At 44.4% G+C, this 24270-nt stretch carries 25 protein-coding genes; 3 read left to right on the top strand and 22 right to left on the bottom strand.

What is annotated here, in order from left to right:
• Window positions 1-9: 9 nt before the first annotated feature.
• The 18 genes from G4V62_RS08145 to G4V62_RS08230 form a co-directional block, all read right to left on the bottom strand.
• On the bottom strand, window positions 10-453 hold the full coding sequence (locus G4V62_RS08145; protein ID WP_165201068.1) for a YaaR family protein: 444 nt from the start codon (window positions 451-453) through the stop codon (window positions 10-12).
• A gap of 34 nt (window positions 454-487) precedes the next feature.
• Window positions 488-1441: a flagellin N-terminal helical domain-containing protein gene (locus G4V62_RS08150; RefSeq protein ID WP_165201070.1), complete on the bottom strand. Its 954-nt coding sequence runs from the start codon at window positions 1439-1441 to the stop codon at window positions 488-490.
• Window positions 1442-1454: 13 nt separating this feature from the next.
• Window positions 1455-1874, bottom strand: a complete 420-nt coding sequence (locus tag G4V62_RS08155; RefSeq protein WP_165201072.1) for a flagellar export chaperone FliS — start codon at window positions 1872-1874, stop codon at window positions 1455-1457.
• Window positions 1867-2220, bottom strand: coding sequence for an EscU/YscU/HrcU family type III secretion system export apparatus switch protein (locus G4V62_RS08160; protein ID WP_165201074.1), 354 nt, complete (start codon window positions 2218-2220; stop codon window positions 1867-1869). The genes G4V62_RS08155 and G4V62_RS08160 overlap by 8 nt, the downstream gene beginning before the upstream one ends.
• On the bottom strand, window positions 2217-4361 hold the full coding sequence (locus G4V62_RS08165) for a hypothetical protein (protein WP_165201076.1): 2145 nt from the start codon (window positions 4359-4361) through the stop codon (window positions 2217-2219). The genes G4V62_RS08160 and G4V62_RS08165 overlap by 4 nt, the downstream gene beginning before the upstream one ends.
• Window positions 4362-4789: 428 nt before the next feature.
• A complete protein-coding gene (gene csrA / locus G4V62_RS08170) occupies window positions 4790-5014 on the bottom strand; it encodes a carbon storage regulator CsrA (protein ID WP_165201078.1) in 225 nt (74 codons plus the stop codon).
• Window positions 5002-5454 (bottom strand): flagellar assembly protein FliW, encoded by a 453-nt coding sequence (gene fliW / locus G4V62_RS08175; protein WP_165201080.1) that lies wholly within the window; start codon window positions 5452-5454, stop codon window positions 5002-5004. Before fliW ends, csrA begins: the two co-directional genes overlap by 13 nt.
• A 40-nt stretch (window positions 5455-5494) precedes the next feature.
• Window positions 5495-6049 (bottom strand): DUF6470 family protein, encoded by a 555-nt coding sequence (locus G4V62_RS08180; protein WP_165201082.1) that lies wholly within the window; start codon window positions 6047-6049, stop codon window positions 5495-5497.
• Between the two features lie 83 nt (window positions 6050-6132).
• Window positions 6133-7023 carry a flagellar hook-associated protein FlgL gene (gene flgL / locus G4V62_RS08185; RefSeq protein ID WP_165201084.1) on the bottom strand — a complete coding sequence of 297 codons (891 nt, stop codon included), beginning with the start codon at window positions 7021-7023 and terminating at the stop codon, window positions 6133-6135.
• 6 nt (window positions 7024-7029) lie between these two features.
• Window positions 7030-8601, bottom strand: a complete 1572-nt coding sequence (gene flgK, locus G4V62_RS08190) for a flagellar hook-associated protein FlgK (protein ID WP_165201086.1) — start codon at window positions 8599-8601, stop codon at window positions 7030-7032.
• Between the two features lie 11 nt (window positions 8602-8612).
• Window positions 8613-9053, bottom strand: a complete 441-nt coding sequence (locus G4V62_RS08195) for a flagellar protein FlgN (RefSeq protein WP_165201088.1) — start codon at window positions 9051-9053, stop codon at window positions 8613-8615.
• On the bottom strand, window positions 9050-9355 hold the full coding sequence (gene flgM, locus G4V62_RS08200; RefSeq protein ID WP_165201090.1) for a flagellar biosynthesis anti-sigma factor FlgM: 306 nt from the start codon (window positions 9353-9355) through the stop codon (window positions 9050-9052). Before flgM ends, G4V62_RS08195 begins: the two co-directional genes overlap by 4 nt.
• Before the next feature lie 8 nt (window positions 9356-9363).
• Window positions 9364-9795 (bottom strand): TIGR03826 family flagellar region protein, encoded by a 432-nt coding sequence (locus G4V62_RS08205; protein ID WP_165201092.1) that lies wholly within the window; start codon window positions 9793-9795, stop codon window positions 9364-9366.
• 290 nt (window positions 9796-10085) lie between these two features.
• On the bottom strand, window positions 10086-10763 hold the full coding sequence (locus tag G4V62_RS08210) for a ComF family protein (protein ID WP_165201094.1): 678 nt from the start codon (window positions 10761-10763) through the stop codon (window positions 10086-10088).
• A complete protein-coding gene (locus G4V62_RS08215; protein WP_165201096.1) occupies window positions 10760-12157 on the bottom strand; it encodes an ATP-dependent helicase ComFA in 1398 nt (465 codons plus the stop codon). The genes G4V62_RS08210 and G4V62_RS08215 overlap by 4 nt, the downstream gene beginning before the upstream one ends.
• A gap of 234 nt (window positions 12158-12391) precedes the next feature.
• Window positions 12392-13246, bottom strand: a complete 855-nt coding sequence (locus G4V62_RS08220) for a fatty acid kinase binding subunit FakB (RefSeq protein WP_165201098.1) — start codon at window positions 13244-13246, stop codon at window positions 12392-12394.
• A gap of 293 nt (window positions 13247-13539) precedes the next feature.
• Window positions 13540-14226, bottom strand: coding sequence for a response regulator transcription factor (locus G4V62_RS08225; RefSeq protein ID WP_165201100.1), 687 nt, complete (start codon window positions 14224-14226; stop codon window positions 13540-13542).
• A gap of 58 nt (window positions 14227-14284) precedes the next feature.
• Window positions 14285-15427, bottom strand: a complete 1143-nt coding sequence (locus G4V62_RS08230) for a sensor histidine kinase (protein WP_165201102.1) — start codon at window positions 15425-15427, stop codon at window positions 14285-14287.
• 249 nt (window positions 15428-15676) lie between these two features.
• Here G4V62_RS08230 and G4V62_RS08235 point away from each other — a divergent pair, with 249 nt between their 5' ends.
• The 3 genes from G4V62_RS08235 (at window position 15677) to G4V62_RS08245 (ending at window position 17704) form a co-directional block, all read left to right on the top strand.
• Window positions 15677-16324 (top strand): YigZ family protein, encoded by a 648-nt coding sequence (locus G4V62_RS08235; RefSeq protein ID WP_165201103.1) that lies wholly within the window; start codon window positions 15677-15679, stop codon window positions 16322-16324.
• 83 nt (window positions 16325-16407) lie between these two features.
• The gene (locus G4V62_RS08240; protein WP_312855461.1) at window positions 16408-17397 is read left to right on the top strand and encodes an LCP family protein; all 990 of its coding nucleotides are present in this window, start codon (window positions 16408-16410) and stop codon (window positions 17395-17397) included.
• 130 nt (window positions 17398-17527) lie between these two features.
• On the top strand, window positions 17528-17704 hold the full coding sequence (locus G4V62_RS08245) for a hypothetical protein (RefSeq protein ID WP_165201104.1): 177 nt from the start codon (window positions 17528-17530) through the stop codon (window positions 17702-17704).
• Between the two features lie 39 nt (window positions 17705-17743).
• Here the strand turns inward: G4V62_RS08245 and G4V62_RS08250 are convergent, their stop codons facing one another.
• The 4 genes from G4V62_RS08250 to G4V62_RS08265 all read right to left on the bottom strand — a co-directional run bounded on the left by G4V62_RS08250 (window position 17744) and on the right by G4V62_RS08265 (window position 24262).
• A complete protein-coding gene (locus G4V62_RS08250; RefSeq protein ID WP_165201106.1) occupies window positions 17744-19675 on the bottom strand; it encodes an N-acetylmuramoyl-L-alanine amidase in 1932 nt (643 codons plus the stop codon).
• A gap of 377 nt (window positions 19676-20052) precedes the next feature.
• Window positions 20053-21126 carry a polysaccharide pyruvyl transferase CsaB gene (gene csaB, locus G4V62_RS08255; protein ID WP_246218335.1) on the bottom strand — a complete coding sequence of 358 codons (1074 nt, stop codon included), beginning with the start codon at window positions 21124-21126 and terminating at the stop codon, window positions 20053-20055.
• Window positions 21126-23042: a DUF5693 family protein gene (locus G4V62_RS08260; protein ID WP_165201110.1), complete on the bottom strand. Its 1917-nt coding sequence runs from the start codon at window positions 23040-23042 to the stop codon at window positions 21126-21128. The genes csaB and G4V62_RS08260 overlap by 1 nt, the downstream gene beginning before the upstream one ends.
• Window positions 23043-23206: 164 nt before the next feature.
• Window positions 23207-24262, bottom strand: coding sequence for a glycosyltransferase family 4 protein (locus tag G4V62_RS08265; protein ID WP_165201112.1), 1056 nt, complete (start codon window positions 24260-24262; stop codon window positions 23207-23209).
• Window positions 24263-24270: the final 8 nt, after the last annotated feature.

Below are 24270 nucleotides of genomic sequence, written 5' to 3' on the forward strand. Positions count from 1 at the left end.
ATTTTATTGTCATGTATAAATATTTAGTAACAGTCCTTTGATTTCACCGATTTGGTCGAGAATTTGCAAGCTGGAGGCCTCTTTTTCCAATACAGATGATGTCAGCTCTGCCAGCTTTGCATCAACAGTCTCCACAATTTTGTAGATCTTCGTCCTCCCTTGCCGATTAAAGCCTCGGCGTTCCTGAAGCTGAAGACCAACATCGACAGCATCCTGCATAAACTCTTTCACAAGCGCTTTATAACGTCGTAACTCTTCAACGCTTCTTGAGTCGGCAAGCACTTTTCCTTGGGCATCAATGTCTTTCATTAACCCCGTCAGTTTTTCGCGTGTTTTTTCGATGCGCCCGCTGGCAATCACCTCCTGGAAGGACATGGATGATTGTGGTGTGCTTTTTTTAGGCGCTGAGGCAGCCTTCAGCTCGGTGCTTTGAATACGTCTTACGTCTACCATTAGTCATGTACTCCTTTCCACAGTTTCTAATGGCTTACGATTGTAGTAATTGCAGAACGCCTTGCGGAAGCTGATTTGCCTGCGCTAACATCGCTTGAGCGGACTGATTTAGGATGTTATTCTTCGTAAACTCAGTCATTTCGAGTGCCATATCAACATCGCGAATTCTCGATTCGGAAGATGTGAGATTTTCCCGCGTAATCTTTAAGTTATTTAATGTATGTTCCATCCGATTTTGCACGGCACCAAGCGTTGCCCGCTGTGAGGATATTTTTTCAATCGCATGATCATAAGCCGAGATCGCTGCTGAAGCACTTTCTTTCGTCATGACGTCAAGTGCATGCTCGTTTGAATTCCCATCAGCTGGCTCAACTTTTGCATCGTCTGAATATTGACCAACAATTTCTTCAATACCATTTGCGGCATCGCCTGGTTGCAAAATACGGGTTCCATTTGAATCATTGGACAACCCGAGTTCATATGCGCTCATCGCCCCAAGGACAACAGAGGCAAGCTGGCCTTCATTCGCACCAATTTGGAATTGAAGCTCGTTATTATTTGTACCGTCAAAGCTTCCATCGAGCAGCTTCATACCATTAAACTCGGTAAACTCAGAGATTTTGTTGATTTCCGAAGTAAGCTGATCAATTTCTTTTTGAATTTGCGCGCGATCTGCTTCAGTATTTGAATCGTTGGCGGCTTGAACGGCTAGTTCTCTCATCCGTTGGGTCATCTCATGCATTTCCCCCATTGCACCTTCAGCAGTTTGAATCAGTGAAATTCCGTCTAGTGCATTGCGTTCAGCAACCTCTAAACCGCGGATTTGGCTGCGCATTTTCTCTGAAATCGCCAGTCCGGCGGCATCATCAGCCGCTTTGTTAATCCGTAAGCCGGAGGAAAGCTTTTCTAAGCTTTTGCTCGTGTTGACTTGATTGTTGGCAAGATTTCGGTAAGCATTCAAGGCTTGAATATTGTGGTTAATTCTCATTTGTCGGCCTCCTCTATGTTTCATCATTCATTGTCATGACATGACGGTCATACGATTGTTGAACGGTTCTTCCAAGACTTTGTGACGGTGGATTGCTGTGTAATGCATTTTGCCAAGACGAAGATATTTCTTTGACGATCGTCTCAGCCAGCTGAATAGACGCTATCGATTTTTTTACATTCGCCTGCAGTGTCAAGTCTTCTAAATAACGGTATAGCTCAGCCAGCTGATCCGCGATAATCCCGGCGTTTGGCTGAATGCCTTCTTGGAGCTTTCTAAAAACTTGCGTGCTTTTGTACAGTGCTTCATTTGCTTTTTGGAGCTGTTTTGCTTCTATGCTTAAACGCCCTTCTTCCAAATGAATTAGAGCGGCTTCAAGTAACAGTCCTACGAGTTCTTGCGGGCTTTTTTGATGTAATACGTCTTCATTCATCGATCGTCATCTCCTCCCGAGCCGTCGGACGGATAAATGATCCACGGTTTGATTGACTTGCTTCTAAATCTTCGATAAGCAGCAAAACTTCTGCAATAACTTGATATAGCTGAGGTGGCACTTGATCACCAAGATCAACCGCGAGTAAATCTGCGAGCAGTCCTGGATTTTCTTCGAGATGAATGTGATTGTGTTTGGCAAGCTCGATTAATTCTGCGGCTACTCGACCGTGTCCTTGGGCAACGACTTTCGGGCTTTGTCCTGACTGCTCATCATATTTCAGAACAGCAGCTGAAGGCCCCCGACGATCTTTCATTTGTTTAGTATGATGATAAGCATACTTCATATCGAAACGTCATACCCCTTTTGCTCAGCTCCGGCTTTGCTGTTTGTAGACTTAGACGTCTGGGCGTGGTCGCTTGCCTCTGTCTTTGTTTTTTGCAAAGGTTCAAACCGCATTCCTGATACGTTATAGCCTATATCAGCCAATCGTTCCTCTGTCTTTTTTAAGAGTGGCGCTACTGCTTCACTAAGATGAGGCGTGTTATTTTGAATGGTTACAGTCAAGTTTCGGCTTTGACTCGTCACATGAATCGCTACTTCGCCTAAATGCTCTGTTTCGAGCATGAAGGTCACGTTGCAGTTTTCCCAATCAACCCGCTCTCCTTGGTTACGCCCCTTAACATATACTTGCATGTCCCCTGCCTTTTGCCCAAGCATGGTCGGCAAACTAAAGAACAAATGCTGTAACGAACCTTGATCAGGCTTGCTTAAAAGTTGCTGTCCGTTCAATTTAAGCAGTTGACTTTCGGCAGCTGACTTGGCAGACGCATCTGCATCTGTCCCCCATTGTTGCAAGAGGAACGCCTTTAAGCTTCGCTGCGATTGCTCCATCGCTTGAGCATCGTTGCGGACGAGCGCTTTGGCGACGTCTGCCTCATATGTCATCCCTAACTGACGGACTTGCTCAAGCACTTGGCGTCCTGATCCGAAAACTTGTGCTGCCTGTGGTTGCCGTAACAGCGGCTCCTCTTTTTGTAAAAAAGCTCCCTCTGTTTGCACAAAACGTTGCAAACGTTGCTCGGACGGCCGAAACTGAACACTTTCCAACAAACGTTGCACTTGGTTCACAATCCGCTTCGCTTCAACAGCGTCTCCTCGCTGCAATGCTGTCCGTGCCTCGGTGAGCTGGCTGCTCGCTTTCATCAATTCTTTTTCAGTTTTCATATCCGCATAAAGCATTGCATCGCCTTTTAAAAGCTGATGATCGAGTTTGCGTATAGACGCTTCCAATAGATTTTGGCGCGACTCGTGTGGGACTGGAGTATTGTTTTGAAACAACGTTAATTGTCGCAGTAAAAAGCGTTGGTCATTCTTAAACGAAGCTTCTGCTTCTGCCATATGTTGTGTCACTTTTGTAACGAGAAACGTCTTTACATCAGGGGTCACTTGTAATTGATCTGCTAGCTGAGCAACGTAGTTTGCTGAATTGATTAGCATTTGTTGGGCTGGTGCCTGGCTGGGCAGTTGAGCGAGTGCTTTTTCTAAGATTCCGCGTGCGGAAAGCTCTCTCCCTGTTTCATAAGCATTCCTCGCTTGTTCGACAGCCTTTGTCAGCATTGGCTGAAGAGGTTCGTCTGCTTCGTGAATACGACGAGTCCATTCATGTAAAACGTCTGACATGTTAGACTGTAACATCGCTTTTGTAAGTGCCTCTTTGACCAGCCCTGCTGTTTGTGTGTCCGTACCAGCAGCTGAAAGCATCGGTATAAAACGTTGGAACGTTTGCATCTGCTCCTGAAACCCTTTGATAACGGATGAAGGCGCAGCATGCTGAGTAAGTATTTGCTCGAGCATTCGCTGCGCTTCCGCCTTATTTCCTTGAGCAAAGAGCTTTTGAATTTGCTGAAGGTTCGCCTCTATTTCAGCTTGTGCCGAAAGAGGCAGCCTCGTGAACCATTGTTCAACTTCCGAAGCCATTCCATTAAGATTTGACGATGTACCTATTCCATACTCGACCGACGGTGATAATGCGGCACGAACGGCTTTTAAATGCGCTTCAGTCACTGGCAATTGTTTTTTTCCTAACGCTTGAAGCCACTCGTCTACACGATCCGCTTCTCCGGGATGAGTTTGTATAAATCGGTGAAGTGCTTCGGTCTCTGAAGCAGACATGTGCCTCCCAAGTGCAGGGTGAGGAGCTGATTGAGATGGTCTCGTGCTTTCTTGTGCCACATTGCTCTGACGAGCGTCTACGACACTCACTTCAAGCACACCGTTTTTCATGCCATGCACCTTTACAGTTGTAGCACCTTCTTGGAACGAGCCTTCTTTTGCAGTCGCCAAGTAGTCTTTTCCATCCAGACGAATGGTAGCTTCACTTGCTGAAGTAACGTTCGTCACTTTAACTGAAGCAATACGATTAGACTTTACATCTGGAGTTGACGATTGGAGGCTGTTCATAGCAGATTGTTGGATGTGCGTCATACCCCTACCCCTCTCCTCGAGATTTTCCTATCTTTACTATCGGTTGTTCTGCTTATTTTTTTAGCGAATGGAGAGAAAAAAGAAAATATGTAACGTGCGTGTAGAGAAAGCTGATTTTTAATTTTTTCTGCACTTTTTCAGCGCCCGTTTAGCATTTTCTTTCATCTGTTAGCCCAGACGCGAATAAAACAATTGTGCATGAGGGGACGAGTGAGCACGCGGCCGACGGATGAAAGCGTTTGGCAACACCCTCATTCTCAGCCTTGTTTGAAAACGCTTGTCAGACTAGGCGCGAAAGCGAGCGATGACGCGAATAGAACCTTAGGACAAGTGAGCTGAGCAACGACGGATGAAAGCGTTTGGCAACAGGCTGAGGTCATAAAAAAGGCACCATCCCGCAATTCGGACGTGCCATCAGTTCGTCACCTCTATGATGAACTATGTTTTAAAGCCTCAATCAAATGGGCCGGCGCGCTGACCGCCTCCGTATTTTCCTCTTGAATATTGACATATACTTCTCGCCTATGAATGTCGATATGCTTCGGAGCATTAATGCCTAACTTGATTTGATCACCATCGATCGACACGATTTTCACTTCGATATCATCACCAATTTGAATTGCTTCATGGAGCTTCCGGGTCAATACGAGCATTCCGCTGCCTCCTTTTCCTTTGGAAACAATGGATGGCGCGTCTGATATGCTTCATACTCTAACACCGTTTGCCGTGCTTGACGGGTGCGTTGATTGATCACGATTGGCGCTTTTAAATTCACTGTTGACGTATTGAAAGGATCCCGCAAAGTGACGACTACATAAACCGCTACTTCCTCCCGCGATTGAATATCAAGAGCTTGCTTCGTATGGTCCTCCAGCTTAAATTGATAGTCGTTATAAAATAGAAATGGATTTGTCACAACAAAAGCGACTTCTTTCGTCTTGACAGACTGAAGAACATAATAAGGCGTTTCTTCTCCAAATGGTAAGAGCACAAAAGCTCTTTCATCTGTAAAGCCAGGTAACCCTCCAGAAAAATGCAAATGGTCCGGCTCAGGAACTGTGATAGTTCCATGATATTTCGTCTCAATATGCATATGGCTCGCTCCTCCTACGTCACTTTGATCATTTTTACTGTTAGCGTACCACAGATATGGACAGGGTTGGCGCTTTTTTCAAGTATGTACGAACACTTCCCGGCTCGTATAAATGAATGGGTTTTTGTGGCTCAACGTTAATCTGTGGTGAGTGTGAGGTGACATCTATGGATAACTCGCCCCGTCTCGCGCGAATTGAAACACTAAATGGCTCGGGAATCCAACCAATATTAAATTCATATTGTGGCATAAAATGTTTTTCTGCAGCCTGACGGTTTAATGGATCACCACCGCGTTCAATTTTCATCAACTCATCCCCTGCAGAAGCAATATCCCCTATAAACGCAAGGGCTGATTGCTGTCCTCTATCGGCCGATTTTTCAATCGCACGCCTTACCGAAAAAAGCCCCATACTTTCCCAAGCACGTGTCTGGTCGATTTGTAGTGAAGCTGGTTCGCTTTGAATTCGCACCGTTGCTTTTGGTTGACGAATAGACATTTCTGCTTTTGGCTGGCGTATCGTCTGCTGTGGTTGTGTCGTGTGAATGCCAAGTTGAGCATCGGTCGATTTTATTTGTAAACGGGGCATATCCATTATTTCACCTTCTCATACACAAAATTTAAAACACCCGCCAATAATGTTACTCAATGCAACCGTAACCATGGCGGGACGCATACTTATCTTAGAAAATCCATGAGGCTCGGCTGCATGATACGCGCACCTACTGAAAGCGCCGCTCGATGAACCGTTTCCTGCATTTTTAGTTCTGTGATGACTTTTTCAATATCAGCGTCTTCATTTTTAGACAACACTTCGGTGGCAAACAAATGCTGAGAATCCATACGATCCTTGACAAGGTCAACACGGTTCGTCCGTGCTCCAACTTCTGCCCGCTCAGCAGTCAAGTCCCCTAAGTAATTGTCAATCTTATCAAGCATTCCATCCATGTCACTGTTTTCCGTATCGGACAAGGCTGCTTTTAAATCATCGAGCATGTTAAAAAGGTCTTCATTAAATAAATCTTCCGCTTTTGTACTAATATCAATTTTGACACCTTTAGATACTTCTACTTCATATGGCTGCTGACCCGTCATGTATGGAGGTGGATCACCACCAGCTGGACGGCTTTCATCGATCGGAGGTGTCTCTGTGTTTGTGCCATTAAAAATATAGCGCCCACCAAATTGGGTATTGGCTATATCTATGAGGTCTTCACGAAGCTCAGCAACTTCTTTTTCGATTTTCGCCTGATCTCCTGCGGATACAGGACCATTATTTGCCTGAACGACGAGGTCACGAATTCGTTTCATTGCGTTATCGGCGTGAGCAAGACTCGTATCCGTATTATCAAGCCAGCTTTGCGCGTGAGAGACATTTTTTTGAAATTGTTTAATTTCAGCTAAACTTTCACGGTAGGCGATGCCTTTCATCGCCACGACTGGATCTTGCGAAGGCTTACTAATTTTCCGGTTCGAATAAAGCTGGTTTTGCAACTCGCCTAAACGACCGTAGCTCTGACCAATATTTCGCAACATATTTCCTGCCAGCATCGATTGCGTCACTCTCATGTTACGTTACCTCCCTACGCGGCCCATGCCATTGATGATCCGATCGAGCATTTCATCGACAGTTGTCATGCTTCTTGCCGCAGCATTGTACGCATGCTGAAATTTGACCATATTCGTAATTTCTTCATCTAGTAAAACACCACTAATCGATTGACGGCCTTGGTCCACTGTGAGTAAAGCAAGCTCTGCATTCTCAAGCAATGTTTGCGACTCTTTCGTCGTCGTTCCCATATCACCAATCATTTTCTCATAATAATCGGTAAAGCTTGCTTCCACGCCATTGCCAAAATCCAGATCAGCTTTCATTAAATCGGCTAGCGCCTGCGCGTTGCCACCATCTCCACTGCCGATATCATTGCCAGGAGATGCGGCAGCGATTAAATTATAGTCATTCATAATCTCCTCTGAAACTGTGATTTGCCCTGCAAAACCTTTCATTGTCGCAGGCATTTGATTATTGTCACCGACAAAGAACGGATTATCTGCCCCGACGGTTCCGCCATTGATTTCCGTTAATGTTTGACCTTTTTCATGCTGCTCATTAAAGGCCGTCGCAAACGTAAAGGCCATTCGGTCGAGCTCTGCAAGCATGTCTGGATAAATCCCCTTCACTTGTCCACCGATTTCAAAACCAAACGATTCAATTTTTGCCTTTAATGTGCCCATCGGAATCGCAACATCTGCTTGCCCATTAAAGGAGTAACTTTTGTCTCCTACAGAAAAGCCAGTAGCAGCTTGTTCACTATCGCTAAATTGAACTTCCATTTCTTGAGTGGAATTGGTTTTTCCATTTAGTAAAACGATCGGAGGGTCATAGGATAAACCGCTGTCTTGAACGATTTCAATGCTCATTTTCCCTTCTGCAACTTCAGAAGCATTTGCTCCCGGTTGAATTAATTCTGTTTTTATATTCACTAAAGAAGACAGCTCATCCACCAACATGTCTCTTTGGTCATACAAACCATTAGGAACATCACCGTGAGGCTCGATTTTACCGATTTCCTGATTAATTTGATTTATACGGGTCAAAATGGAATTAATATCAAAAGTTGTCTGCTGTATTTCTTCTTTCGCCTGATTTTGATATTCAACGATGCTGTCATGTAAATAGTTAAACGTGTTTGCCAACGCCATACCCTTCTGGCGTACGACACTACGAGCGCCAAGGTTTTCACCGTTAGTGGCCAGCACTTGCATTGAGTCCCAAAACTCATTAAACGTGCTCGCAAGACCATCTTCACTTGGCTCATTCATTAAGCCTTCAAGACGGCTCAATGAATCGTAACGATTTCCCCAATAGGTGGTCTTCGTATATTCTGTTCGGAAACGCTGGTCTAAGAAAGCATTGCGAACACGTTGAACGTCAGTGCCTTCGACTCCCGTACCCATATGACCTGGAATCAATGGTCGATTTCGTCCAACAGAAGGAAAGCCGTCTGTTGCAACTAAATTAACGCGCTGGCGTGTATAACCTGGCGTGTTGGCATTGGCTACATTATGATTGATCGTTTGTAACGAATATTGTTGAGCACGCAAGCCTCTTAGGGCAGTCTCAAGCCCATGAAAAGTAGATGTCAATGCAAGTCCCCCTATGCTTTTGAATCAAATGTACGAATGGGCGGTGCAGTCGTCTGTTGGTTTGGATCATATGTATAATCAGTAGCTGGCGGCAATGCCCAATCGATGGTCTGATGAACAAAGTGCAAGGATTGCTCGACAAGCTTCTGATTCTCATCGTTTAGTAAACGTAGCGTATTCATCGTCTCTAATAATTGGGCAAGGTCACCGCGCGCAGCTTGCTCAGCGTCAGGCTCCATATCGGACAACCCATGCTCGATGTGATGCATACCGTTCTCTTGCATATGCTTCCAAATCGCATTCACTTGGTCAATACACACTTTTTCACGAGCGGTCATTTCTTGTAGTCTTTCCATGTTGTTCTCTAAAAGGACAACACGTTTAGAGCGAGCAATCTCAAGCAGCTCGATATGGATAAAGTGTAATTGCTGGAGCATCTCCACGATTGTCATTGATCCGTCCCCCGAGGGTTCCAATAGTCAAACATCTTCTGAGCGGTCTTTAATAAATCTTTATCATAAGTCCCCTGATCAATTTGCTCTTTTAGTTTTTCAAGTTTAGCAGTACGGTCTTCATCAAGCGTCTGACTCATTTGCATGATTTTTGCCTCTTTAGAAATATCAATAGAATCATTAGCTATCCGCTGGGAAAGCTCTTTTTGTTGCGCGTTTTCTGCCTTGCTGTCTTGTGAAGCATTCTCTTTATTTTGAATGTATAGTGAAGATGACAGCGATTGGTAAGGATTGATTTTCAAGCCTAAGTTCACCTCTCGTCTGGCTTATCGGATTTACCGGACCATATATGATACGTGTGCCGGGATTCTGCTTTTACTCGTGCTGTACGTTCCTGCTCTTTATCAAAGGTCGCCAAATCTCTCGAGATTTCTTGACTGCAAGAGTCGCAAATCGTCCCTTGCTGAATCGCTTGACCACACCGTTCGCACGGATAACCTAAGTTTGGAAAATTAACGACACGCAAACGTCCTTTTTTGAGAAACTTTAATATCACAGGTTCTTCAACACCGGTTTTTTCCACAACTTCCTGCATATTAGCAGTCCGGTTTTTCCTTTGCTTTAAAAAAACGTGTACACGATCGAAAAGCTCTTCTTCTTTTAGAAAACAACTGCGACAAACATCTTGGGTTGCTGTGCGATAAAATAAAGCGCCACAGCTAGGACAGTTGTCAACCTCCATGAAGTACCCCTCCAGTCTTAAACTTTATATCGTCATATATAAAAATGAAGTTTAGCATTTTAAACGGTTTTTTAGATGAAACACGACCATTGACCTGTCTCACTTATATAAGTGTATACGATTTTAGGAGAAAACAGCTACAAAACGAAATATTTTATGAGCACTATAGAAATAGTCATTCTACACTTTTTCTAGTTATAGACTATAGTTGCTACTATGTCTCAGCCTGCGAGCGAAGCATTACAGAGTTAAAGCACTTGTCAATATGCACTCTTTTACTTGAGTCTGATTCAAACACGAATCAATGTCATTGACGCAATTTCTCTCATTCCAGCTTGTTTTAAGTGAGCAGCTAACGCATGAACCGTCGCACCTGTCGTATATAAATCATCTATAATGACCGCTTTCGTCGGTACATCTGCTTCTGTCACTTCAAAATGTATTTTCGCTTCCATGCGAGCATGTCTCGTTTTTTTACTTTGCGCTTCTGCACTGATTCGGTCTACACCACGCCAGATACGAGCGCCTGTAAAAAGAGCCAGCTGCTCAGCTTGGTTAAATTTTCTTCTTCTTTTTCGTTCATTGTTAACTGGAACAGGAATCACTACGGTAAATTGACGTGAAAAGACATGCTGAAAGGCGTTGTTAAAAACAGGGGAAAGCACTTCTCCAAGCTGATAGTCACCACGATACTTCCACTGGGCAATAAAGCCTTTCATAAAATCATTATATCGAAAAAGTGAATAGTTTCTCTGCAACGTGTGAGGGACAACGCCATTCCATTTTTCGCAATCGCTGCAAATCTCTACTTCAACATCAGATTGTTTCATACAGCGAAAACAATATTGACCATCAATCGGCTCAAACTGCCGCTCGCATTCTTGACACAACCATTGTGGCCTGCTGTTATACCAATCAAGCCATCCGCTTGATTTTGGAATCGGAAGACGACAATATAAACAATTCATTGTCCCTCTCCCCTCTTTTCGTTCATAGCGAGGTGATTCATATCTTGAATATGCGAACGCGCCGCAAGCATGTCCTTTGTCAAACCTTCATGAAATAAAACAATATCACCTAGCGGATCATCAATGCTCCGGCCGACTCTTCCGCAGATTTGTACGAGTGCACTCTCAGTAAAAATGGCATGATGCGCCTGCCATACAGCTACGGCTACATACGGAATCGTCACGCCTCTTTCCAAAATTGATGTTGTCACTAAGACGGCAATCTCTTGCTTACGAAACGCCTGCACCTTTTCAATTCGCTCTGCATCTTCCGCATGCACTCCCGCCACTTTCGGTGTGATGCGTTGCACAAGCTCTACCATCGCCGCCACATCTTTAACCGTCGGAACGAACAGAAAGACGGGACGACGCTCATCCAACCAACGGTTTAATCTTTTTTTCAAGCCTAAAGGTATTCGTTGCTGCTGAAAGTGCCGCTCCCCAAACAAGAGGCGTTGAAATGTAGGCTCTGGCAAAGGCTTGCCGTGATATCGTGCGGGAATTCTTACGACTGCGAGCTTCTTTTGCTTGATTTGCTGTTTCATCTCTTGACTAGGCGTCGCTGTTAAATAAATAATCGCACATCTAGGTTTGGCAGCCTGCTTTACCGCAAACTGTAGCATATCATCCATCGCGTATGGAAATGCATCTACCTCATCAATAATAATACAATCAAAAGCTGCAAAAAACCGCAATAGCTGATGCGTTGTGCATAATAATAAAGCTTGGTCTTTGACCACATCTAAAGTGCCTGCATATAAGGCAGCCATCGGAACCTGTGGAAAAACAGCCCGAAGGCGCGGTGCTAGCTCGCGAATGACATCGGAGCGCGGAGATGCGATCGCTACCCGCTTTCCTTCAGAAAGGGCTTTCGCTATTCCAGCAAACAGCATTTCGGTTTTTCCAGATCCACAAACTGCCCAAACGGTTAGTTTTTCGCCGCCGTCGATCGTGTCGCTAATAAGTTCGCTGGCGTAAAGCTGCTGAGCAGTCAATTCACCCGACCAGACGAGCTGTACCTTTTGCTTCACATGGGAAGCATGCGCTGGCCAACGATACAACAATGTACACGTATCACTTCTACCAAGCTGAAGACATCGGCGACAATAAGTGCTCAGCTTACCACAATAGGCGCAAGTGTGACTATAAAAAGACGACATCTGTTGATTTCCACACCGTCGACACGTTGTCTTTCCGTTTTTTTGATCAACCGCAGTGATAGTCTCATAACCACTTGGGATTTGTGAATATTGAGATAACTCAGAGGATAGTAATTGGCGTCCTGCGAAAAAACTCTTTTCAGGGTGATTGACTTGAACGTTCGACACATCATCTAAACAAGGAGAAGAGAACATTTACCGAGGCCTCCAATCGGGGGAAATAGGGTTTGGAAAATGGAGAAGTAAGAAGTACGCCACTTCATCATAAAAAGGTTATAAAGTGCAGACAAACTTAGGTGATATTTTGTCTACACTTTTTTGGTCAGTCTATTTACACCGTTCGTTAACTAATTTTTGAATGAAGCGTACGCGTAAATGAAGAGCGTTCATGAAGAGACGAAAGCAGTGGGACTTACTAAATCGTGACGACTACTCAGTTAATGCGACAGGACACCAACCAATTCCTAAAGCGCCTTCACCTAAATGCGTCCCAATCACTGCACCAAAATAACTAATAAAAACAGACGCACTCGGATACTCACGTTCAATTTCCTGTTTTAATTCGTTGGCTTCCTCCAGACGGTTTGCATGAATAATCGTGATGGTTGCGTTCCCTTCACGCTCTAGGCTTTCAGAGAGCTTCTGCATAATGCGTGCTTTCGCTCGTTTCCGTGTGCGAATTTTTTCATACGGAACGATCTTTTTATCAACGAAATGCAATACAGGCTTGATTTGCAGCATACTGCCTACGAGTGCCTGAGCACCTGTTAAACGTCCGCCTTTTTGCAAATGCTTTAGATCTTCAACGATAAAGTAAGCCTTTGTATGTTGGCGCAGTTTATGTAATTGTTGAACAATCTCTTGTGGATGTATTCCTGCTTGCGCCTTCTTTGCTGCGGCAAGCACAAGCATCCCTTGGGGCATACAGCTGATTTCAGAATCAAAGACATACACCTCTAAATTTTCAATCATATCACCAGCAGTGATCGCCGCCTGATACGTTCCGGAAATGGCGCTTGATAAGTGTATCGAAATGACAGCATCATATGATTGCGCAATCTCTTCGTAAAGCTTAGTGAACTCACCAATCGCCGGTTGCGATGTTTTTGGCAATTCATCTGCATCACGAACTTTGTCATAAAAATCGTCTGCTGTTAACTCTATCTCTTCTTGGAAGCTCTCTCCGTTCATGATGACGTTCAGAGGAATTCGATAGATGTTGTTATTTTTAAGCATCGCTTCTGTTAAATAAGCAGTACTATCTGTTACAATGGCTGTTTTCAAAATTCACCATTCCTTTTCTAACGAAACTTCTAATTGCCTATATCTATCATAGTTTACATGCTCAGCTAAGGAATTGCTATCTGCATTTTTCTAGAGAGTAGATAAGGGGAGGTTGGTAAAAATGGAGGCCTTGGGAGAAGTCGGCATAGGCGAAAAAAGCGAACGCTTTGACGATCACGTCCGCCTACTAAAACGAGCCTCTGGAGCAAAGAAGCGCTTTGAACCGTATTTGTGGTCAGGTTGGCTTTTTGCATTGACAGCATCGCTGATCATAAACTTTGTTGCAAATCTTTTTACCGCACGACGACCCAACCATTTTTAATCGCGACGACAACCGCCTGTGTTCGATCATTGACATTCATTTTTTGTAGAATATTGCTCACATGGTTTTTTACCGTTTTTTCAGAAATATATAATGTTTCACCTATGGAGCGATTGCTTTTTCCATCAGCCAGTAATTGCAAAACCTCACATTCGCGACGTGTCAGGATATGCAATGGACGACGGACTTCCTCAGGCTCTGCCTCTCCATAATGGTTTTGCTTCTGCTGCAAGAGGCGACGGTATTCCTTGACTAAGTTATGGGTGATTTTCGGGTGTAAATAAGAACCACCATCGCTCACTATTTTAACTGCTTCAATGAGTGTATCTGCATCCATTTCTTTCAGGAGATAGCCCGTTGCGCCCGTTTTTAATGCATGGGTCACATACGACTCATCATCGTGAATCGATAGGATAATCACCTTTGTACCCGGAAATGTTTCGACTAAGCGCTTTGTGGCCTCCACCCCATTAACCCGGGGCATGTTAATATCCATAATGACGACATCCGGCTTGTACGTTCTGATTAAATCAATCGCTTCATCGCCATCATCGCCTTCCGCGACGACTTCGAATGTGCGTTCCAGCTCTAAGATTCGTTTGATCCCTTCTCGAAACAATTGATGATCATCAATAATGACGATACGTGTGGATGACATACCACGCCCTCCTCTATTCTTCACTATTTCTTATTTAAAATTAAATGAATGCACTTGGCTAATCTGAATCGGTCATTGGTACGATAATCGTAATTCGCGTTCCTTGATTTTGGGCGGAGAATATCGTCATCTCACCCTCTAGTAAGTCTACACGTTCGCGCATTCCTATCAAACCAAATGAGTTGCTGTGTTGTTGATCCGGATCAAACCCTTTTCCATTATCTGACACGATCACGGTGCAATTTTGTTTCGTGATCTCAAGCTTCACCTTGACCTCTAAAGGCTCAGCATGCTTGACAGCATTTTGAACAGCCTCTTGGACGAGACGAAAAAGAGCGACCTCAAGCCGTGATGAAATCCGGCGCTCCTCACCTATATTTTGAAATTCAATGTGAATCTTGTTGTACTCTTCGATCGTAACTAAATAACGTTGCAAGGTGGGAACGAGCCCAAGATCATCCAAAGCCATCGGTCTCAGATCATAAATAATTCGTCTGACTTCATATAAAGCTGACCGTACCATTTTCCGTAAATCTCTCACCTCAGAAAGAGCTTCCCCCATACTTCGTTCCTTCGCAATCCGATCGATAAGCTCTGAACGCATCATGACATTGGCAAGCATTTGCGCTGGTCCGTCATGGATTTCTCGAGACAGTCGTCGCCTCTCATCCTCCTGTGCTTCAATAATTTTCAGACCAAACTCCTGCTTTTGCTTCGCATCTTCAATCATCTCGCCAACCTGCTGGAAGCTTCCTGTCAGATAATTGAGCACAACTGTAATTTGACTCCCTAGAGTCTCGGCACGTTCTACAGTTTTACGCAAATTCATGATTCTTCGGTCTAAGTCATCTCTGCGCTCTCGTAATTGTTGCTCTTTCTGCCGGTTCATCGTTAATTGCATTTGTAAGTCATGTGCTCTCTCGTAAGCTTCCCGTACTTCGGATTCAGAAAACTGTTTAAAGTTTTTACTCACTTCAGACAGCCGCATTCTGGCAAGCTTCGTGTGTGCCTCCAGCCGATCCCCTTCATCAATAATGTCATTCAGTTTTCTGCGTGTTTCCATACTTTCTTTTTTTAACTGCTCGAATTCCTGACGAGATTGTTCGCCGATTTGAAACACTTCATTTTTACTACTATGTACAGTCTTGACCATTCGCTCAACGACACTATCAAGCAATTTCACGTCAATTTTTTGGCACACATGTCAACCCTCCGCATGCACCGACAGAACGTTTGTTTACTCATCTGCTTCGCCTACTGTCGGCTAATTTCGACAATAGTATTGAAATTGTAACACATTGTTTATTTCTTTTGTATGTAGGTTTGTTTTAACTATGTCCCTCCCTCGTTTTTGACAAATCAATCGCAATGCATATATTTGCATTTGTCAGCCGCTGTTTTATACTAGATGAATAGAAATAGAAAAGGTGCTGCCAAGGGGGGCTTTTTCATGTTGTCACACTATTATACCGTAAAACAAGAGGGGGAACACGAAATCGTTATACAAAAATCGAGATTTATCGGTGCTTGTCGACGTGTCGAAAGTTCCGATGAGGCCCTCTCGTTTATTCAGCAGAAAAAAAAAGAGCACGCATCTGCAACACATAATTGCTCTGCTTATTTAACTGGCGAACACGACCAAATTCAAAAAGCCAATGATGATGGTGAACCAAGCGGTACCGCTGGTGTCCCAATGCTGGAAGTGTTAAAAAAACAACAACTGAAGGACACAGTTGTTGTCGTTACGAGATATTTTGGCGGCATTAAGCTCGGTGCCGGTGGACTCATACGTGCCTACGGGAAAACAGTAAGCGAAACATTAAAACATGTAGGCATCGTTGAACGTATTTTAATGAATGTTGTTCTTGTCGAAATTGATTACCACTGGGTTGGAAAAGTAGAAAATGAAGTTCGGTCTTCTCAATACCCTGTGAAGCAAATGGACTATTCTAATCAAGTCGGCATACAAATGTATGTTGCACCTAATGATCACGATCACTTTGTCGATTGGATAACAGAAATGACAAATGGACAAGGACAAATTTCGATCTTAGGGAGCGAATACTTGGAGAAGGATGTTCACCATGGATCATCATAAAACCAGGCTGCTACAGAAAAAAGGAGTTTATTACGAATGAGTGAAACGCGAAAAAAACGCCGATTACAAAAAAGGAGGAGGCTGTGGTTTTTGTCCTCATTCCCTTTCTCGTTTTAGGCATTGCAGCAACCTCTTACGCCGTGAGCGTCGGATTATCTGCGAAAGAAGCCGTAGATCAGGCTCAGCAGGAACTTGAAAGCAGGAAAGAGAGCAATAAATCATCATTAAGAGACAAACCAATTGACCCGAATGTCGATAATACATCCATTTTGTTTATGGGCATTGATTCTAGTGACACACGAGGATTTGGAAGTGACAACGCCCGTACCGATGCTTTACTGCTTGCAACTTTTAATAAAAATGATAAATCGGTAAAAGTTGTCAGCATTCCACGCGACACATATACAGAGATTATCGGTCGCGATTATAATGATAAGATTAATCATGCCCATGCATTTGGCGGTATCGACATGACCGTGCAAACAGTTGAGCAATTTTTGCAAGTACCGGTCGACTATTATGTCCGTTTAGACTTTCAAGCTTTTATGTCGATCATTGACACTTTAGGCGGTGTCACCGTTGACGTTCCATTTGCATTTTCTGAACAAAACTCTGAAGATGTCCAAGGTGCCATTACGCTCCGAGAAGGGGAGCAGACGTTAAATGGCGAGGAAGCTCTCGCCTTCGCCCGCACGCGAATTGACAGCGATTTTCAACGTGGACAACGACAACAGCTGATTATCGAGTCGGTCTTAGAAAAATCCATGAGGCTTGAATCGATTACAAAATTTGATGATGTGTTCACAGATATTAGTGATCATTTAACGACCAATATGAAATTTAACGACATGATCTCTTTCCACGACTATTTGACAACGAACGGACAGCTCGATGTCGAGCACCTCTCGTTAATTGGTGAAGGGACATATATCCGTAATTCCGTTGGTCAAGACGTTTACTACTATCAAGTTTCTGACGATTCACTCCAAGAAGTACAACAAAATTTACAAAGGCATTTAGACGTCAACTCTCCAGAAGATGACACGAGCACTGCCTCGTCTCCTTCTCGATAGAAACAAACTATAAAGCCCCGCCTTTAACAGGCGGGGCTTTCAGTGTGCAGTCAAAGTCAAACTTGGCTTTGTCGATCGTTTTTTGCTAACTCTCCTGTTTAACAGCCTGAGCGTGAAGGCGAGAGAAGACTTGAATAGAACCTTGGTTACTGACGAGACGAAACAAGTCAAGCAACGATGGATACGAGCGTTTGTCAGCCGTCCGGGCGAACTTACAGATGCTGCTCAAGGCTGTCAAAGCTTGCGCTCGACATTGTTTATTGCCCTGCTGAGTATGAAAAAGACAAAAACCGCGCCAATCCCCTAGATCGTTTTACCAGAGAAGACGCGGTCTTGCATAGATGTTTTACTTAAAATACGCTTCAAGCGCTTGGAAAAGAGCAGTTGCCGCTTTTTCACGAAACGCATCTGTCTTTAACAATGCTTCTTCTTGCGGGTTTGACAAGAAGGCTGTCTCTGCAAGAATGGCAGGAATTTCTGTCTCACGAATGACGTGGAAGCTTTTATCCACTGACCCACGGCTTACAGTCCCTAAATTACTTGTTAAATAATGAATAACTAGGTCTGACAGCTCTTTACTTTGCTCCCAGCTAGGGTTTTTACCAGAATGATAAAATGATGTTGAACCTTTTGATGTTGCTGAGAACGAATCGGCATGAATGCTGACAAAGACATCCCCGCCATTTTCATGTGCGATTTGTACCCGCCCTGAGAGGGTTGTAAAATCCCCCGTCGGACGTGATTCAATCACAGTCGCCCCAGCAGCTTCAAGCTTCGCCTTCAGCTTTTTCGCAACGTCAAGCGTAACCTCTTTTTCAAGAAGCCCAGTCGCTCCAACAGCTCCACTATCATGCCCTCCATGCCCTGCATCGACAACGACTTTTTTGCCCTTTAACCCGCTCGGTAAGATGTCTAACGAGACACTGCCGGACGAATGACGAACGACATAATGGTAGCCAGGTGATAGCTTTACATCAATCTGCTTTCCGTAATTTCCATTGGTCGTGCTGACGCTTTGGATTCCAGGGTGCTGAAAATTAAAGCTTCCGATCTCTCCAGCATTCGTGCTAATCGCTACGCCTTGCTCGGTCATAATTTGCCTCGTGTTTACATCACCGAGCTTTGACCACGTAAACGTTGTCCGGTTGTTGCCTTCCGTTTTTTCCGGTGCAGATAGCTCTCTAGTCAGCTGGCCACCTCTATCATACAGGGTTGCATAGCCGGTATGAATCCAGCCAACAAGGTTGCCTCTTCGAATTTTTGCCCAGTTGTCCTGTGTTGTAATCACGTCAACCTCTTCACCCCGGTCAAGGCTTCCTAGCTTTTTACTGCTTGCATCGGCTGAGCTGCGAACATTCAAAATGTCTGCATTGACGACCGCTACAAGCCCTTCAGCTTCTGTTCCGCCACTAGAAAGAACCGTTTGGCTAATATATCCCTTTTTCCCCTCATGCTCAACGTACAGCCAGCCGCCTTCCTCGCGAATGACGCGAACGTCATCCCCTTTATTTAAGGAAGCGATCGTTTTAGAAGTGCTCATTGGCGTTGCTTTCAGCTCTGTATCTTTCCCTACTTGTTCCACTTGAGCCGCCTGTGAGCCGTCTGATGGATTTGGGGCAGGTGGGATATCAGACGCATCCCGCTTAATTGTGACTGACTGTGTGTTCTGATCCCAGTGGACAGTAGCACCAAAGGTTTCAGAAAAGAAACGCAAAGGGATCATCGTGTGCTCATTACGAATCGATGGTGCTGGATTCACTGTTGTCGTCTGTCCATCAACCGAAACATCTGCTGAATCAACGGTCATCACAATCTTTTTTCCGTTATCTTTAGCGTGAACTTGTCGAGTGTCATTCACCCAATGCACTGTGACACCTAAGGCTTCTGAGATCGCACGAAAGGGAACGAGTAACCGATCATTTTCCATCACAGGCGAAACAGGTGATTGCACTGTTTGTCCGTTCACTGTGATAGCAAATTTCTCTGTAGCCTTTCCATTGCTCTTGCCCAAAGATACATAATCTTTATGTACGTATGCTTTTTCTCCCTTGTATGTGATGGTAAGCCAATCTCCCTGAGTGTCGGAAACGGATACTTCTTGCTCCGTATTTAGCTTTCCGAGAACACTCCCATCCATTGCGGGCGACGAACGAACATTTAAGCCATCGACAGTAACCGTGCCCTTGGCAGCAGCCATTGCCTGATTAGCGGCAAGTAAAAAAACCAATCCAAACAACAGCGCACCAAAACCGTGAAGTATTCTCCTACTCTTCCCCATCCTTACACAAACCTCCAAAATACGTTTTTCCCGCACAATATCCTTCATTTCTTTGTTCTTTTTCTCTTTTAACAAAACATACCTTCACATCTTTATCTGTCCTGCGTCGTCGTTTTGAATGCCCGACATACATTCAATAAGGTACTGAACAACATCAATTTCGAGGATGGAATCATTGATTCACAGGTGTTTTTTCTCGTTGAAGGAGTTTTAAGAAGGAATGTGCGATGATGCCGTCTCCTTTTCTAAATGTAAGCCTTCAACGAAAAAAATTCAAGATAAAATAGGGTTTACCGTCGGAATATGTCAATTTATCCAGAAAAAAAAACGCCTGAACACTTGTGATTCAAGCATTCAGGCGAAAGTTTACAATTTGATTACGTACCGAAGGCGGTAAGCACCTTTATGGCTGTTCGTTCAGCACTTTCTTTTAATGGCTTTACTTTCTCACCCAACACAGTCCGAATATCTGGATCATTCCAAAGTTGGCTAGAGAGCTTATACAAATCGTCTGCCGTCCATGGATCCGATACATGACCGACAAGCGGTTGCTGCAATTGTTTTGCTATCGCATCAATTTTAGGGTCATAGCTTACGGCAACAAAAGGTGTGTTGCTTGTTGCTGCAAAAATAAGTGCGTGAAGACGCATTCCAATCAAGAGCTCGCTATCCCTAACCATTGCGAGCTTTTCTTCTAAAGAAGCATCATGTGGAAACATCAAATAAGGAGATTGCAGGTGCTCGGCGAGAGCCTGACTCGTTTTTAAGTCATGTTCACCATGCACCGGAAGCAGCGCAACCGCGGCTCCTTTCTCTTTTGCAAGCCTTTCAACAGAAGTAGCCATTTTTTGCAAATATGGCTCTTCCGATGGCCAATCCCTTACCGACAACGTGATCACAGGACGTGATTCACCTTGCTCATGAAACCAATTAGGCAATGCATCAGACGGCTCCAAAGCCATCACAGGATCAGGAACGACGTCAACAGATCGATTCACGCCAAGGGAGCGAAGCAATGCAAGCGAGCCTTCATCTCGTACGGTCACAACGGCCGCTTTATTCATTGATGACACAGTCAGTCGCTGCCCAAGTTTTTTGGATAACGGACCGATACCTTGTGCATAAACGGCATATGGTTTACCGAGCCAGGAAGCCATCTGCATTAACCCAGCATAATAAGGCACCGTTTTATTGCTCGTCGCATCTTGCAGCAGGCTGCCGCCCCCGCTAATGAAACCATCCGCCTCTTTCAGCGACTTCATCATATCTTTAATTCTCCAGCGGTTCACTGCTGAAACGCCGTATGCTTTCGCTGTTTCTTCAGGTTGATTCGACAGAACCGTAATGTCAATTGCCGGGTCCTGTGCACGGAGCGCCTGAATGATCGAATAAAGGATCGCTTCATCTCCCATATTATCGTATCCATAGTAGCCTGACAGCACGACCTTCATCATGACCACCTCGGACGAATGAAACGATGATACAAGCGGACAAGCCCTTTCCAAACGACGATGAGCAACAAGCCGATGATAAGTCCGATGATGAGGCCATAGATCGAACGTAAGAGCGAAATTGACAGCGGAATGTGCAAATGTGTAAACGTATTAACGAGAGACATCGTGCCAATGACTGCCCCTAGATAAAGGACAACCGCCATGTTACGTCCTTTCATGACATGATACATCGCAAAGACAAAGACCGGGAATCCAATCAGAAATTCTTTCGTACGAGGTCTTACGTATAAAAGCTGTTCCAGCGCTGTCCGAAACTGCAATTCGATCCCGCTCACAGTGGCGTCATTTCCACTCCTCATTAAAAAGTACGCAAAGGCGGCCAGCAGCACACCGATGATCGCAACCTGGTAGTAGCGAACTGGCTCACGTAAATATCCGAGCCACGTTTTATTTTTGTAGATTAGATATACCGTCAGCAATACGATCGAACCTACATAAAGTAGTTTCACGCCACGGAATTCGTCGACCTTTACTAAAAACTCATTGCCGTACAAAATCACAACGATCAACCACGATCCTGCAAGAGATAACGCACCAGCAAGCACATATTTTTTCAACAAATCGGCTTTGCTTTTCACGTGCAGCGCTTGACCAACCGCCATCGCCGGAGCGAGAATACCAACGAAAAGTGCTAGCGCCTTACCAATCAATCCAATATCAACAACCGTCCAAAGCAGCCCAACGACGAGCATACTGGCCATCCCTACATAGGCCAGGCGTCGCGACACATTTAATAGTGCTAAACCTGTCAAAGCAGCAATGGCTACTGCAACCGCCAACTTCGCCCACAATGGCTGGGTAATTTCACTAAATGGCTGAGCTTTTCCATGCTCAAACTGGTTCGGAATCGCCTCATGAATCGCAGCAATCGTGTTGACCGAATTTTGCAGCATTGAATCCGGCTTGAATGAACCGCTCTCCAGCTTGCCTTCATCAAAAATATTCACGAAGAGCAAACGCATGTTTCGTTCTTTGACAGCCCGACTCGCCCGCTCTACGTATGATTCAGGAGAGCGATTGTCATATAGATTAAGGCTATGAAGTCGCAAAATTCTGTTGCCTAATGCGAAACCATACGATTGCAAACCTTCTTGTTCAAAAAACTCGATTTGCGCCACCTTAAAGCCATTTTCTTTAAAGAAGTCGGTAAACTCTTCTAACCTTTTTTCTTCATTCTCCCCATTGTATACAGGCTCTTCAAGCGGCATCCCTAAAGCTTTTTCACCGAGAAAAATCACTTGGTCTGCTGCATACTCTTCTTGAATCGTGACCATCTGATCTAGCAAATAGTCATTATTTTCATCAATATCATTGCTCATTCGAAGGACGATACCAAACTCGCTTTGTTTCAATTGGTCAATGCGATCCATATTAAACGTGATCGGTTTTTCAGTCAGCCATTCTCCACCTTGCACGAAAAAGTAAGGATGCCCTACATCATTCGTTTGCATCGTTCCCTCAATCGCATCGCCAAGAGCGGATTGGACCTGCTGAAAAATGTCTTCAGAGCCTTCGACAGGTGCAATAAAGAAGCCAGACTTGTCTCGGTATTCGGCGACAGCGTCAGGATGCTCCCTTAAAAAATCAGGCTTGTTCACATAAAGCAACTCCAGCTGATCTTCCAACGATTGAATCGTTTCTGGTTCAACAGAAATTGCATGTACACCAGCCTGCTTTAACCCATTGACTAAGCCTTCTTCATCGATTCCCCAACGTTCGAAACCGTTGAGCTGACTTTCAGGCACAACAACTTGGTATGTATCATTAGCTTGCTCCACAGAAAACCGTTCAACAATGAGCGGTGCGGTCACAAGCAGGCTGACAACAAAGACAACCATCAATATTTTTTTCAAAACGCACGACACTCCCTCAAATTCTAGTCTAATCTAAGCTTTATCATACCATATCCTGCATTTCACAGGATATCCTCCCATCAACTCCTACACCACTCTGAACGAAGAAAGTCCGGTGGGCTACGATAGCTCACCGGACCACTCACAAATAAAACGATATTGATTTAGCGTCGCGCACCAACACGGCGGAAAAAGTTTAAGAGCGGTTTAAACGAGCTCCCCATTAAACCAATTCCTTCGGCAATCAGTTGAATCACCAAAAGCAAAACAACGATGATGCCGACCGCAACCCAGAGCGTAGAAGTCGCTTGTGAAAAGACGATCGCCACTAAGCCAAACATCGCTGCCATTGCATAAATGACGAGAACTGTCGCACGGTGGGACAGACCTAAGTTGAGTAAACAATGATGCAAATGTGATTTATCAGGCGCCGACAACGGCTTTTTATTAACAATACGACGAATAATCGCAAAGAACGTATCTGAAATCGGCACACCGAGCATAATGACAGGTACGAGTAGCGAAAAAAACGTAATGTTTTTAAAGCCAAGAATGGCAAGCACCGAAATCATAAAGCCTAAAAACAGCGCGCCGGTATCGCCCATAAAAATCTTCGCTGGATGAAAGTTATAGGCGAGAAAACCGAGCGTGCTCCCCATAAGGATAAAACCGAGCATCGCAACGAACGTATCGCCCATTAAAATAGCCATCGTCGAAACAGCAAGGAGCACGATCGCTGAAACACCTGCTGCTAAACCGTCGAGTCCGTCTATTAAGTTAATGGCATTCGTAATCCCGACGATCCATAATAACGTAAATGGTACACTAAGAAGACCAAGCTCCCATAATCCGATAAACGGAATATCGATGTAGGTGATCTGAATATCTGAAAGAATGACGACAGAAGCAGCTAAAATCTGCCCGATCAGCTTCCATTTTGCCGACAGCTCAAAGATATCATCCAACACACCTGTGATCACGATGATCAATGCACCTACAAGAATCGGCCACAACAAGCTTTTATCTGGCTGGAAAAACAAAAAACCGAGCACAAAGCTCATAAAAATTGCCAAACCGCCGAGGCGGGGCATAATACGCTGATGGACCTTTCGGTGATTCGGACGATCTACAGCGCCAATAGCAAAAGCCAATTTTTTGACGACTGGTGTCAATATTATTGAAGCAATAAAACAACTCATGATAGCAATCAATTCAATCATTAATGGCC

This window comes from Litoribacterium kuwaitense, assembly GCF_011058155.1.
Lineage (GTDB): Bacteria > Bacillota > Bacilli > Bacillales > DSM-28697 > Litoribacterium > Litoribacterium kuwaitense.

Excerpts from the sequence above, each read along its gene's own strand:
- G4V62_RS08195 (WP_165201088.1), bottom strand. The coding sequence starts at position 9,053 with ATGACAATCGTGGAGATGCTCCAGCAATTACACTTTATCCATATCGAG.
- G4V62_RS08250 (WP_165201106.1), bottom strand. The coding sequence starts at position 19,675 with ATGGGGAAGAGTAGGAGAATACTTCACGGTTTTGGTGCGCTGTTGTTT.
- fliW (WP_165201080.1), bottom strand. The coding sequence starts at position 5,454 with ATGCATATTGAGACGAAATATCATGGAACTATCACAGTTCCTGAGCCG.
- G4V62_RS08265 (WP_165201112.1), bottom strand. The coding sequence starts at position 24,262 with ATGATTGAATTGATTGCTATCATGAGTTGTTTTATTGCTTCAATAATA.
- csrA (WP_165201078.1), bottom strand. The coding sequence starts at position 5,014 with ATGCTCGTATTGACCCGGAAGCTCCATGAAGCAATTCAAATTGGTGAT.
- G4V62_RS08145 (WP_165201068.1), bottom strand. The coding sequence starts at position 453 with ATGGTAGACGTAAGACGTATTCAAAGCACCGAGCTGAAGGCTGCCTCA.
- flgL (WP_165201084.1), bottom strand. The coding sequence starts at position 7,023 with ATGAGAGTGACGCAATCGATGCTGGCAGGAAATATGTTGCGAAATATT.
- G4V62_RS08225 (WP_165201100.1), bottom strand. The coding sequence starts at position 14,226 with ATGTCATCCACACGTATCGTCATTATTGATGATCATCAATTGTTTCGA.
- G4V62_RS08235 (WP_165201103.1), top strand. The coding sequence starts at position 15,677 with ATGTTGTCACACTATTATACCGTAAAACAAGAGGGGGAACACGAAATC.
- G4V62_RS08215 (WP_165201096.1), bottom strand. The coding sequence starts at position 12,157 with ATGTTCTCTTCTCCTTGTTTAGATGATGTGTCGAACGTTCAAGTCAAT.
- G4V62_RS08150 (WP_165201070.1), bottom strand. The coding sequence starts at position 1,441 with ATGAGAATTAACCACAATATTCAAGCCTTGAATGCTTACCGAAATCTT.
- G4V62_RS08160 (WP_165201074.1), bottom strand. The coding sequence starts at position 2,220 with ATGAAGTATGCTTATCATCATACTAAACAAATGAAAGATCGTCGGGGG.
- G4V62_RS08155 (WP_165201072.1), bottom strand. The coding sequence starts at position 1,874 with ATGAATGAAGACGTATTACATCAAAAAAGCCCGCAAGAACTCGTAGGA.
- G4V62_RS08210 (WP_165201094.1), bottom strand. The coding sequence starts at position 10,763 with ATGAATTGTTTATATTGTCGTCTTCCGATTCCAAAATCAAGCGGATGG.
- G4V62_RS08180 (WP_165201082.1), bottom strand. The coding sequence starts at position 6,049 with ATGGATATGCCCCGTTTACAAATAAAATCGACCGATGCTCAACTTGGC.
- G4V62_RS08205 (WP_165201092.1), bottom strand. The coding sequence starts at position 9,795 with ATGGAGGTTGACAACTGTCCTAGCTGTGGCGCTTTATTTTATCGCACA.
- csaB (WP_246218335.1), bottom strand. The coding sequence starts at position 21,126 with ATGAAGGTCGTGCTGTCAGGCTACTATGGATACGATAATATGGGAGAT.
- G4V62_RS08165 (WP_165201076.1), bottom strand. The coding sequence starts at position 4,361 with ATGACGCACATCCAACAATCTGCTATGAACAGCCTCCAATCGTCAACT.